Raw genomic sequence first — 12,121 nt, 5'->3', positions numbered from 1 at the left:
CTATCCTTCAATATTGTCTTAGTATGCTTTCTTATATGATTTTTTATTAACAAAATACATCGGGTCGAAACCAAACTGCCTGTTAATGTGTCAAATTGAGTGGAATTTTTTTTTCATTCAAATTTTCCATCCCTTACGATAAGTGTGTTTTACCCATTCATTTGCCATTTCAGCAGCTGGTAATTCGTCCGTCCAGTCGGTGTGAAACTGCGGTTGTCCGTCAATCTTTTTGTATTGATGGGAGGTAATGATTTTAAATTTATCGTCAGGCGAAATATTGGTAAACTTCATTTTCTCACCATCCCAATGAAGCGGGCGGTTGAGTGCCTGTAACCGAATAGCGAGGTTTCCCATCAAAACCATTTCCGAAAGGGGGCCGGCATATTCAAAATTCGATGATGTTAATTCAGCACCATCTTTTCCTTTCATACAGGCCCGTACCCATTGCATCTCGTGCCTGCCTCCACCCAGCGGGTCGTCGGCGTATCGCGGAAGGTCAACCTTTGTAATCGGTTTCTCATTTCCCGGTAATAACAGTTTCCAGTCGCGGCCGTAGTAATCGCACACCAGTTTGCCTTTGGAGCCGATGAACAAATTGCCACCGCCCCAGCCGCCCATGGGCTCGCCGTCGGGCAGCTCTTTCGGTCGGGGAGGCATTAATCCGCCATCGTGCCAGGTTACTTTTACTTCCGGGAAGTTGCAGTATTGCAGGTTTTCCCTTGCGGGGAAAGTATACTCAACCCGCGAAGCTTCCGGGGCGCTTTCCGTGTTACAAATGGTTGAACTGGCTTCAACCACAACAGGATATTTTAGATTGAGGGCATAAAACGGCACATCCAGAATATGACAGCCCATGTCTCCCAGGGCGCCGGTGCCAAAATCCCACCAGGCACGCCAACTCCATGGCGTATAAGCAGAATGATAGGGGCGAAAAGCCGCCGGTCCTATGAATAAATCCCAGTCGAGCGTTTCCGGAACTTTTTCAGACTGTTTAGGTCGTTCCAGTCCTTGCGGCCAGATAGGGCGGTTTGTCCAGGCATGTGCTTCCCGGATATCTCCCAAGATTCCGCTTTGGATAATTTCCGCTACTTCATAAACCGTATCATCAGAATGGCCCTCATTTCCCATTTGAGTTACTACGCCGGTTTGTCTGGCAGTTTCAGTTAACAAGCGAGACTCGCTCACGGAATGCGTCAACGGTTTTTGCACATAGACGTGTTTCCCTGCTTTCATCGCTGCCATTGCCGCAATTGCGTGTGTATGGTCAGGCGTGGCTACAACGACAGCATCAATATCCTTCTGCTGTTCCAGCATTTTACGGAAATCCTTGAAACGTTTGGCTTTCGGGTACTTTTCGAAAACCGGCGCGGCATAATCCCAATCGACATCGCACAAGGCTACAACGTTTTGTCCGACCATGTTTCCCAGGTTCACCTTTCCTTTTCCCCCGATACCTATGCCGGCAATATTCAATTTATCGCTGGGTGCGATGTGGCCAAGACCGGAAATTGCGTGACTCGGCACAATGGTAAATGCGGCAGCTGATCCGACAGCTGTTCCAATAAATTTTCTTCGCGTAAGCTGGTTGGATTTTTTCATTGTTTAGTGTTGTTAGTTTAGCACATTAAATATAAAGATTTCAAATTGAATGATATAGGTTGTAGATTAAAGACTGGATGGTATCGCTTTAGAGTTTGAGTAAAAATTACGGCCCGTAATCGTAAGTGTTACACTTAAACAGGGGCATAAAGCTTAAGAGTGATGTAACATTCAGGAATTTTAAGTATCATAAATTTGTCATGTGATTGTGATTCGTTACCAGCAACATCATCCGGTAGCGTAGACAGATGAAGTAAGAACTTATGAAAGAGGATGCCAGCTACGTTATTCAAAGAATTAGAAAATGAGTAGAAACTCAGTGACCATATTGTTTACGGTTGCTTTGGTTTTCGTATATACCACTGCTTTCGGACAAAATCCGGATATCGATATATTGAAGGTTGTCAATCTTAACCGAAATACCGCGTTGGATTGGCCATTTAAAATTATTTCTGCAGCAGCTTTCCCGGTTTCTTATGGAATTCCGTTGATGATTTTGATGGCGGGCTACCGGGTAAAGAAACGGATTTTAAAGCAGAAAGGTTGGTACATGGCAGGAAGCATGCTCCTGTCAGCCATTGTTGTTAATATTCTCAAATATACATTTCAGCGGCCGCGCCCCTTTATTAGTTATCCGTTTATTGAAAAATTATCGGCTGGCGGAAGTCCTTCGTTTCCATCGGGCCATACTTCTGACGCTATGGCCATGGCGATGGCTCTCAGCCTGATGTTTCCGCGTTGGTACGTCATTGTTCCTTCGTTTGTATGGGCAGGGCTGGTTGGTTATTCCCGTATGGATCTGGGGGTGCATTATCCTTCCGATGTATTGGCGGGTGTTGTGGTTGGAATAGGTTCTTCGCTGGTTGTTTACTGGGCTTTCAAAAAACGATCGACGAAAGCCGGACAACCCGTTTGGGTATAAAAAAAAGACTGTCCTATCTGGACAGTCTGAACTCAGTGTTGTGTAGCCAAGCTTTTATTCTTCTTCTGCTTCTTCGTCATCTTCGAGTGGCTCCAGATCGTCAGATTGGTCTTCCTCTGCTTCATTATTAGATGCCAGTAGCTCATCGTCATTCAGCGGGCGGAGATTATCCGGGATTTCCTCTTCCTGTCCAAAATAAGGGAATACATCCATGATGGGGCTTTCGTTTACAGCGTTGATTTCAAAATCAGCCATCATTCCCTGCATGTTTTCAACGACTTTTTCGTAGGCATCCCTTACGGTTTTGGCTAAAATCAGAACGTATTGCGCAGTCCGTTTTTCTTTACCTTTCTCTTCATCGATAGTAATGAACGATACTTTTGCTTTGAACCAGCGATCACCATCTTCCGACGGAATAATTTCAGCGATGTTGGTCTTGGCAATTTTCGTAACCGTGAATTCACCACTCACCATCGTCTCCAGCTCTTTATAAATGCGGCTTTCTGCTTCACTAAACGATACAGCATCCAGAAGATAGGCTTCGTTGACCTTTTTCTCCCGTCCGTTTTCGTCAATCTTTACATATTTTGCTTTACACTCGAACCACGTATTCATATGATCAAAATTTTACCCAACAAAAGTAACTTTTTCAATTCATCACACGGTATGCTTTGATGAATAAATATTTGATTACCGGATAATGAGCAGTAAGCATGTTGGTTAACCCATTTTTTGTCGCATATGCGCGCCGTTAGGTGCAGTGTTTCTGTGATATACACAATAATTGACGATAGTTATATATTTATCTTAATTGTTGGTTTTCAGATAAACAAGTATTAATTTTATTAACACTCAACCAAAAATAAACCAATTTAAATCGAGATTTAGCAATGAAAAAAACATGGATTTTACTTTTAGTTCTTGCCGGAGCCCTTTGTTTTTCGCAGCCAACGCAGGCACAGGGCTTTCTAAAAAAAATGGCTAACAAGGCCTTGAAAAAGACTCAGGAAAAGGCCGAGAAGCGCGCTGAAGATAAAATGGATGAACAAATTGACAAAGGGCTGGATAAAGTAGAGGATTCGCTGGAAAGTAATAAAAATGACAGCACAGCTAATGGGCAAGGCGAGATGTCGCGGGAAGCCAGACAACAGCAACGGATGCAGCGTGTGATGAAGAGCATGGGAATGTCCGGTGAACCGGTTCCGATAGAGAAAGAGTATGATTTTCAGTATTCTACTACGATGGTCGTTAAATCATATAAAAAGGACGGATCTTTGGAAAGCGATGCTACGCTGGTCACTTTTATGAATCCCGGCAGGCATAACTTTGCTTATGAATTTGCAGGCGGAGATATGGGGGGAGATTCAAAAGGAAAAGGGATTTACATTTTCGATTACAAGAATAAGGCTACCATTATTCTTTCCGATCAGGACGGAAAACACACGGGAATAGTGTATGGACTTGATTTGATGACGAACATTGATTCATTATATAATGCCAGTGCAGATATGGAGACAGCGCCGGCAGATATGTCAGCGATGAATCCCAACCTGAAAAAAACCGGTCGGACAAAAAACATTGCAGGATACAAATGCGAGGAGTACGTGTATGAAGACGAAATGGATAAGGCCGACTTCTGGATCTCGCGGGATGTAAAGTTGCAGACACGTGATTTGATGTCCTCGGTATTCAAGTCGTCGATGTATGCCAACGGTATGCCCTGGGGATTCCTGATGGAGAGTAATTCATTGGATAAGGAAACGGGGGAGCGCACCAGTTTAAAGGTTACAGAAGTGAATAAGAACAGTGATAAGAATTTTAATATGTCGCAATACCAGATTACGAACATGGGCTCATTCAAAATGCCGCAGTCCGGGCAGAATGAGCAGAAATAGTTTTGTCATATTTTTAACTTTTTTTATGATAAAATCCCTCCCTGATGCTTTCGGGTAGGGATTTTTTCTTTTTGCTTTGCCTTGGTATGAAGTGGTAGCGTGAAATAATAGGAGGACTACCTGAACAAAGAAGCGATATATCAGTTTCCTAATAAATCAAAATTCCTGTCATGAAACTAATACAATTAACGCTAGTCCTGTTGTGCCTGATGGCTGCTCCGGCGTGGAGCCAGAATGTGGCGCAAGGGAAAAAAGTGGATGAATCGGGTAACGATGTTCTTCCCTGGAACAGAATACTCAGGCCCGCCGGAAAGCAGATTTACTTTGGCGATAAAGGTCTGGAAAATCATGCGCTCGATGCAGCCTTGTCACCGGATGGTAAATGGCTGGCAGTAGAAGAACGGTACAGCGTGGTTTTTATTGACACAAAAACCGATAAAATCGTTGATACATTGCCCATAAAATCACGGTCGGAGTTAGCTGGGGCCATGAGTACGTATTCAGGTATTATTTGGCATCAAACAGGCAATTCGCTGGAGGTATTATGGAGTGCAGCGACAAGCGGAGGAAAGTCGTATGTCATTCGGGCAAGCTGGAAAAACGGAAAAGCCGGAATTACAGATTATTTCTCATATGACCCGCTACCACCCGCAAAGACAGCTCTGCCTAATGAGCTATTGATTCGAAAAGAAAATGGGCGAGACTACCTGTATGTCGTGCTCGACGGTAACAACGAACTGGTTAAGCAGGACCTGGAGACAGGAAACATCATCTGGCGAAGAGATACGGGAGTCGCACCTTATGGAATCGCTGAGGCCAACGGCAAACTCTTTGTGACCAACTGGGGAGGTCGACTGCCACTGGGAGATGAAGACGTTGTATCTGGTGTGCCATGGGGCGAAGCGAAAGTGACATTGAATACCGGAGCAACCCGCGAAGGAAGTATTTCGGTGTTCGATCCGAATAGCGGTCAGTTGATACGTGAAATTGTAACCGGACTTCATCCCAATGAGATTGTTGCGGCTCCGAGAGGAAAATATATATATGTAACCAACTCCAACAGCGATGATGTGTCGGTTATCGATCCGGTTGCCGATAAAGTGACTGAAAGCATTATGGTTCGGTTGCAACCCGGCCTCAATAAATATTGGGGCGATTCGCCGGAAGGCATAACCGTATCGAAAAACGGAAAATACCTGTACGTAGCAAACGGTATGGATAATGCTGTAGCGGTTGTACGTTTGGGAAAACATGCATCGGCGCGTGGTCTCGACCAAAAGAGTAAAGTCGTTGGATTTATTCCGACAGGCGCTTATCCATCATCGATTACCATCGCCGACAAGAAAAAAATGTACGTCACCAATATTGAGGCGACAGGTGCACACGTAGGATTAGAGCAGGGACCGGAGAAAACGCTGGCGTACAATTCGCACCATATGCTGGCGTCGGTTTCAGTGATTCCTATGCCGGATAAAGAAGAGCTGGAAAAGCACACAAATACGGTAATTGCAGTAAATGACCTGGCGAGAGTTAAAATGGCTGAATTGGCGCCCCGTGAAGGTGTCGAACCAAAGCCGGTTCCTGACCGGATTGGAGAACCCTCGGTATTCAAGCATGTTCTTTATATTATCAAAGAGAACAGGACCTACGATCAGGTATTAGGCGATGTAAAGAAAGGCAGAGGTGATTCGACTCTTTGTATATACGGACGTAAGGTTACACCGAATATGCACCGCCTGGTCAACGACTTTGTCTTGATGGACAATTACATGGCTTCCGGAAAATGTTCTGCCGAAGGGCACCAATGGACCGATGCATCGATTGTTACCGATTATGTAGAGAAAAATGTGCGTGCCTGGTTCCGGAGCTATCCGCATGTTCAGTACGACGCTTTGGTTTATGCTCCCACTGGATTTATTTGGGATAACGCGATGAAACACGGAGTATCGGTAAAGATATACGGTGAAGCAGCGGTTCCCGAATTCGATAAGTCACTTGGCTGGAAAGATATATATCAGAAGTTTGTGAATGGTGAACCATTCCATTTCACCAATAAGACCACGGTAGGACCGGTTAAAACGATTTTGAGCAAAACTTACCCTGGATATGACCACCATGCGATACCGGATGTAATGCGTGCTGATGCCTTCATTAAAGATTTGAAGAAGTACGAGAACATGGAAGGAGACTCTCTTCCGCAATTGATGGTAATGGCACTTCCGGCCGATCACACTGCTGGAACTCGTCCCGGATATCCAACGCCCAGGGCTATGGTTGCGGACAATGACCTGGCGTTGGGCCAGATTGTAGAGGCGTTGAGTCATAGTCGGTTCTGGTCGAATACCGTTATTTTCGTTACCGAAGATGACAGTCAGACTGGTTGGGACCACATTTCAGCTTACCGGACAGTAGGAACGGTTATTAGTCCGTATTCCCACAAAGATGAAGCAGTTCATGCAGCATATAACCAACCTGCAATGGTTCGAACCATTGAACAGATACTGGGACTTACACCGATGAATATTCAGGATGCCATAGCTCCGACAATGGATGCCTGTTTCGATCAAACACCTGATTACACTCCTTACAAATCGGTGAAAAACCAGATTCCGCTTGACGAGATGAATGCAGCACTTTCTTCCCTGAAAGGAAAAGCGTTGCACTACGCCAATATCAGTATGGAGCCACAATATGATCATATCGATGGGGGAGATGATGACCTGTTGAATCGCATTTTATGGTTCAGTGCAAAAGGAAAAGTTCCCTATCCCGCCCGATTGGCCGGGGAGGATAATGACGATGACGATTGATCTAAAGAACATTATATAGTGTAAAGGAGGCAATTAGCCTCCTTTCTTTTTTACGAAAAGTGAGTTAACGTAAACTTTATATAAAAATATTTAATCGAGTATGCTCAGTTCCCAAAAGTGTTGTACTTTTGTTAGTGAGTATTAACTAACAGATCATGTATACCGAAAGACAGTTGGAGATTATACACACGGGAATCAAGCTGATTGCTGAAAAAGGCCTACAGGGTTTGACCATCAAAAACCTTTCGAATGCCATTGGTATTTCGGAGCCGGCCATCTATCGGCATTACAAAAACAAGAAAGAAATCCTGGTGAATATCATCGACTTTTTTTCAGGGTCAACAGAATCGAACATTACCAGGATCGCGCAAAGTGATTCATCAAGTTTTGATAAGCTGCGGCAGGCCTTTGAATTTCAGTTTAGCCGGCTGCAGAAGAATCCGGCCTTGATTTCAGTTATTTCCTCCGAGGAGATTTACCAGGGCGAAGATTATCTGAAAGAGAAAATCAGAGACATTACGCTTTTGGTAGCAGGAAAATTGGAAGAAATCGTTAAGGAGGGGCAGGTGAAGAAAGAAATCCGGGATGATGTTCCTTCTTCACAAATAACCATCATAATAATGGGCGCGATGCGGATGATGATGATGAAGTGGCAGTTGTTTGAGCAGAAAATAAACCTCGTAGAGGAAGGCTCAAAGATTTTGGAAAACGTGTTGATGCTCATTTCAAGAAAAGAATGTTGAAATAAGAATTGGATGAATTAACCAAGTGATGGATTGGTTTAAAAGTAACAGGGATGAAAATAGTACATCGAAATCCGTGGCTCAGGTCCATTAGCGGAAAAGAAGTGGACTTGCAATATCTATATGAGAACAAATCGCTGCAAATTCTGCAGTTTGATTTACAGCCAGGCGAAAGCATGGGGCCGAAAATTCTACCATGCGACATGCTCTACTACGTTGTAGAAGGAAATCCTACCATCCGGTTAGCCGAAGACAAAATGATTGGAACCAAGGGGATGTTGGTCGAATGTCCGGCACACCTGGTACATAGTATCAGTAGCAATGTGGGCGATACTATCCAGGTGCTGGGAATTAAGGTGCCAAAGGGAGAAAAGAAGGAACATTTCCGGAACCGTTTTTTTTATGAAATGTAAGTTAGTTAGTATTAACTAATGTTAAAATATAAGAAGTTCCAGACAGAACAGGACGAAGAGATTGTGTGATGAAAAGTCTGTTTAAAAGCTGGCTGATTGCGTTCGGTTTTACCGGAATCGTTTTCATGCTGACTAATTCAAAAGTATTGGCACAGGAATCGCCATCGCCGCAAAAATTAATGTCGGAATATATCGGAATGGCCCATTCGCCTAGTTATATAACATTTAAGCAGGGAATTGGAAACCTGAATCCGCTGTTGTTCGAAGCGGTAATCGCTCCGTACTACCTGGTGAATTTGTCACACGACGGCAAATGGGCAATGGATATTTCATTCAAAGGAGTTATCCGGATGAAGGATGAACGTTCCTATCCGATAACCACGCCGAGTTATATGCCCAGCCTGACAGTGTATCGTAATCTGGGTAACCCTGATGTATATAAAGGAGAATTGCTTTCGTATTTAACCCTCGGACATCATTCCAACGGGCAAAGCGGGCCGGTGTATAATTCTGACGGGACCTACAACACTGAAAACGGCAATTTTGCAACGAATTTTGTCAAGGCCGGGTGGATACTGATCGACGACCAGTCGAGAGGCAATCAATTGGTTCCGGAATATTTCAAGTTTGGATTTGAAACCCACCTGCTCAATTCAAAAGGATTGGTAGATGATTACGGTCTCTTCCGGCTCAATTTCGACTCAGAACTAAAGAATTACCTGGGAGCGGTTAAAAGCCTGATTTCCGGCAACGACTACCACGAAAACAAACCGGATAATTATTTCAATCAGAGCCAATTAAGATACCACATGCATTTCACGTGGATCATTGACAATCGTTCACCGGAAAAGAGATACGATTTATCAAAGCAATTTGATTTTTCATTTCGGATGGCTTATCATCCTAAATTACTGAACGATATATCATTGTTCGCCGAATATTATTACGGACAGGATTATTACAATATCTATTTCAATCACGAAATATCGGTTTTTAGAATTGGCCTGATGGCGTCGAATTTCCGCATTCGCTAAGCAGGCAGGAAGTGTAACCAGAAATAAAAAATTAAAGCAGATACAAACTAGTAACTTGGTATGAAAAACTTTATTTGGGATAATAAATATTTCCTTGCTCCACTACTAATGTTTTGGATACTATTAGGCTTTTTATTACTCGCTTATGGCTATCATGACAGTTTTCTCGTCATGAATGGCATTTATTTCAAATGGCTCGATTACCCGATGCTGATTTTGACATGGTTGGGAGATTCATTCTTCCTTTCCGCACTAATGTTGCTGCTTTTTATGCGAAAAGATATGAATATGGTGCTTGTTGCCATTGCCAGTGTGATTATTACCGGCTTCATTGCGCAGTTCCTTAAGCATTGGGTGTTTTTCGAATGGGACAGGCCTTTAACAGTTTTTGAAGGAAAGGGCATGGTGCATTATGTCGGGAATTACATATTGCACAAGTATAGTTTTCCATCGGGCCACAGTACCACTACAGCTGCTGCCTTCACTGTGATTGCCTGGCATATCAGAAAAAGAAAGGTTATGCCCTTTATTTTAGGATTGCTGACCGTTGTGGTATCCTATACCCGGATTTATCTTGGAGCCCATTTCCCGGGCGATGTATTGGCTGGCAATCTACTTGGTTTCATCGGTGCCTATTTCACAATCCGGTACATGGCACCCGTTATCCGGCACTATTTTAACCGGATTTCGAAGAACAAACGCCAACGGTGGGAGCGGTCATTGTGGTTTGCAGCGGTAATTGTAATGGTTATTATGTTTATACATCCTTTTAAATAGTCGTCCTACTTTTACTGCTAACTTATCTGTGGGATAAAAAAAGGCAGCCTGATAAGCAGGCTGCCGGCAATCCGTATTGGATTAAGGAATAAAAAGGCAAAAATTGGATCGAATTTAGGAGCATGATCCAATGTCTTCATAAATATTTTTACTTGATTATGCCTTGGTCCGGTTATTCAATTCTGGCAAATTGCAATAACCATCATAAAAGTAATGAAATATCTCGGAATATACAATAATCTTTTTCTTTATTCGTTAATAAATATTATGTAATATCAATCGATTTGAGTATCGTGAGTATTACCGGTCATAAATACCTATATTTAATTATAGATATTTGTATTAGTGGTTAAAAAACGTTAAATTTCAGTTGGTTGGTAATAAATTATGCAGTTTCATCGTTGTAAGTTAATGAGGAATTTGCATTTTTGCTTAGAGAAAGCAACTACTCAAAACCTTAAGAATTATTGACGGAGCATTTTGTTTGGCAGGCTTGAGTCATTCCGGAACCCCACCATTATCCCGAATGTATGCAAGTCAGTTATTCACTAATGCGTCTGTTTTTTTAATAGCAAAATCCCCTTTGTATTAAAAAATAATCACTTGTAAACAAAATCTTATGGTTATGAAAAATAGGATATTTTTGTCCGCAATTGTTGCACTGGCAGCTGTGGGAATGTGGAGTTGTACTCAGAATTCCGGCGGAGGGGCTACTGACGTCGCTAATCAATCATTAAAGGAAGCCATCAATAACAGTGCAGATCAGGTCAGTACTGCCATGAATGATATTAGTAGTTCTGATGGCTACAAAGTAATTACCTCAGGGAACAGTAACTTGAAATCAGCAGACGCTTCAGTTAGTGATGGCGAAATGTTTTCAGACAGCATCACGTTGGCTGATGTAGCCGGAGTTTACGAATACCAGGATTCTGTACTGAATGAAATGCACTGGGGTTATAGCTCGTATATGTACAATCACTTCAAAATGACGGCTGATACTTCCTTGTTTATTATTAAACTTCCTGAAAAATTGGCCCTTCATCATCCGGAATATTGCTTCTACAAAACGAAGCAGGACACAGATTCGTTGGGAAACAATTTTGTCATTACGACATCAAAGTATAAATACTCATATGCTTTCCCGGGTGGCTTAAATTACAGTCTTGGAAGTGACATTGCCGTTTCCGATACTGCCGTTGGTAATTTGGATATTGAATGGATGATGGGTGGCTCGGATAAGCCATACAGCTATTCTTCGACATTCACTTTCGCCAGTGGCTATGCAGTGAGCATGCAGGCTGAGAGAACCGATACCACTAAGCTTTATGATTATAACCTGTCAGACGGAGATCAGACGATTTATGACGAAATGGTTAAGTGGAGTAAAGACTCAGGTGCTGACACGTACACGAAGGTACACTCTCTGACGATTGGAGATGTGCAGATTGTGCATACCCGCACAGCTGGCTCTGATTCGCTGGAAGTATACAAAGGCGGAGAACTTCAGCAGAATGCTACGGTAACTGTTGTTGACAATAACAGCAGCGAGAATGACAGCGATGCTGAATACACCACCTTCTGCAATAAGTACCGCGATTATCAGATTACTTTCGACGACAGCACAACTGTACTGTTATCTGACTTGCTCGGTCCGACAAGAGACACCATGAGCCAGTTGTTCACATCTATGCATGAAATGAAGTTTGCCACACATCTGGTAAATTACATTGCATGGAATGTTTACTTCCGTGACAAGATGAAGATGGAAGACAATTAATATCCATTAAAATAGATACTGAAAAATCCGGTTTTTATACCGGATTTTTTTTGCTTCTGATTTTTTATAAAATCCACTTCCTTGATCGTTTTTCCGGAGGCAGAATCAACTGGCTGAATGGTGATGAACAAACCGAGATTTGAGTGGTTTG

General features: G+C 42.9%; 10 protein-coding genes. 8 read left to right on the top strand and 2 right to left on the bottom strand.

Features of this window, described 5'->3' with window-relative positions; all coding sequences use genetic code 11:
* Positions 1–117 precede the first annotated feature (117 nt).
* Positions 118–1,599, bottom strand: a complete 1,482-nt coding sequence (locus CLV93_RS14125; RefSeq protein WP_106542852.1) for a Gfo/Idh/MocA family protein — start codon at positions 1,597–1,599, stop codon at positions 118–120.
* Positions 1,600–1,903: 304 nt separating this feature from the next.
* On the opposite strand from CLV93_RS14125, the gene CLV93_RS14120 reads away from it, so the two are divergent.
* Complete coding sequence (locus tag CLV93_RS14120) at positions 1,904–2,521, top strand: phosphatase PAP2 family protein (protein ID WP_211297854.1); 618 nt, start codon at positions 1,904–1,906, stop codon at positions 2,519–2,521.
* 54 nt (positions 2,522–2,575) lie between these two features.
* Here the strand turns inward: CLV93_RS14120 and CLV93_RS14115 are convergent, their stop codons facing one another.
* Positions 2,576–3,136 (bottom strand): DUF4494 domain-containing protein, encoded by a 561-nt coding sequence (locus tag CLV93_RS14115; protein ID WP_106542851.1) that lies wholly within the window; start codon positions 3,134–3,136, stop codon positions 2,576–2,578.
* Positions 3,137–3,498: 362 nt separating this feature from the next.
* Between CLV93_RS14115 and CLV93_RS14110 the strand changes: the two genes are divergently transcribed.
* The 7 genes from CLV93_RS14110 to CLV93_RS14080 all read left to right on the top strand — a co-directional run bounded on the left by CLV93_RS14110 (position 3,499) and on the right by CLV93_RS14080 (position 11,970).
* Positions 3,499–4,416, top strand: coding sequence for a DUF4412 domain-containing protein (locus tag CLV93_RS14110; RefSeq protein ID WP_170108955.1), 918 nt, complete (start codon positions 3,499–3,501; stop codon positions 4,414–4,416).
* A 170-nt stretch (positions 4,417–4,586) separates the two neighbouring features.
* Positions 4,587–7,226 (top strand): alkaline phosphatase family protein, encoded by a 2,640-nt coding sequence (locus CLV93_RS14105; RefSeq protein ID WP_211297853.1) that lies wholly within the window; start codon positions 4,587–4,589, stop codon positions 7,224–7,226.
* A gap of 155 nt (positions 7,227–7,381) precedes the next feature.
* A complete protein-coding gene (locus tag CLV93_RS14100) occupies positions 7,382–7,969 on the top strand; it encodes a TetR/AcrR family transcriptional regulator (protein ID WP_106542848.1) in 588 nt (195 codons plus the stop codon).
* A gap of 53 nt (positions 7,970–8,022) precedes the next feature.
* A complete protein-coding gene (locus CLV93_RS14095) occupies positions 8,023–8,382 on the top strand; it encodes a cupin domain-containing protein (RefSeq protein ID WP_106542847.1) in 360 nt (119 codons plus the stop codon).
* 68 nt (positions 8,383–8,450) lie between these two features.
* Positions 8,451–9,416 (top strand): hypothetical protein, encoded by a 966-nt coding sequence (locus tag CLV93_RS14090; RefSeq protein WP_106542846.1) that lies wholly within the window; start codon positions 8,451–8,453, stop codon positions 9,414–9,416.
* Between the two features lie 60 nt (positions 9,417–9,476).
* Positions 9,477–10,193, top strand: a complete 717-nt coding sequence (locus CLV93_RS14085; RefSeq protein WP_106542845.1) for a phosphatase PAP2 family protein — start codon at positions 9,477–9,479, stop codon at positions 10,191–10,193.
* 625 nt (positions 10,194–10,818) lie between these two features.
* Positions 10,819–11,970, top strand: coding sequence for a hypothetical protein (locus CLV93_RS14080; protein WP_146142030.1), 1,152 nt, complete (start codon positions 10,819–10,821; stop codon positions 11,968–11,970).
* Positions 11,971–12,121 lie beyond the last annotated feature (151 nt).

The sequence above is a fragment of the Prolixibacter denitrificans genome (assembly GCF_003014495.1).
Classification (GTDB): domain Bacteria; phylum Bacteroidota; class Bacteroidia; order Bacteroidales; family Prolixibacteraceae; genus Prolixibacter; species Prolixibacter denitrificans.
This window is presented reverse-complemented; position numbering and strand designations above follow the sequence as displayed.

What these genes read in the sequence shown, in the direction of transcription:
- CLV93_RS14110 (WP_170108955.1), top strand. Translation starts at nt 3,499, where the DNA reads ATGGCTAACAAGGCCTTGAAAAAGACTCAGGAAAAGGCCGAGAAGCGC.
- CLV93_RS14095 (WP_106542847.1), top strand. Translation starts at nt 8,023, where the DNA reads ATGAAAATAGTACATCGAAATCCGTGGCTCAGGTCCATTAGCGGAAAA.
- CLV93_RS14115 (WP_106542851.1), bottom strand. Translation starts at nt 3,136, where the DNA reads ATGAATACGTGGTTCGAGTGTAAAGCAAAATATGTAAAGATTGACGAA.
- CLV93_RS14120 (WP_211297854.1), top strand. Translation starts at nt 1,904, where the DNA reads ATGAGTAGAAACTCAGTGACCATATTGTTTACGGTTGCTTTGGTTTTC.
- CLV93_RS14105 (WP_211297853.1), top strand. Translation starts at nt 4,587, where the DNA reads ATGAAACTAATACAATTAACGCTAGTCCTGTTGTGCCTGATGGCTGCT.
- CLV93_RS14125 (WP_106542852.1), bottom strand. Translation starts at nt 1,599, where the DNA reads ATGAAAAAATCCAACCAGCTTACGCGAAGAAAATTTATTGGAACAGCT.
- CLV93_RS14090 (WP_106542846.1), top strand. Translation starts at nt 8,451, where the DNA reads ATGAAAAGTCTGTTTAAAAGCTGGCTGATTGCGTTCGGTTTTACCGGA.
- CLV93_RS14100 (WP_106542848.1), top strand. Translation starts at nt 7,382, where the DNA reads ATGTATACCGAAAGACAGTTGGAGATTATACACACGGGAATCAAGCTG.
- CLV93_RS14085 (WP_106542845.1), top strand. Translation starts at nt 9,477, where the DNA reads ATGAAAAACTTTATTTGGGATAATAAATATTTCCTTGCTCCACTACTA.
- CLV93_RS14080 (WP_146142030.1), top strand. Translation starts at nt 10,819, where the DNA reads ATGAAAAATAGGATATTTTTGTCCGCAATTGTTGCACTGGCAGCTGTG.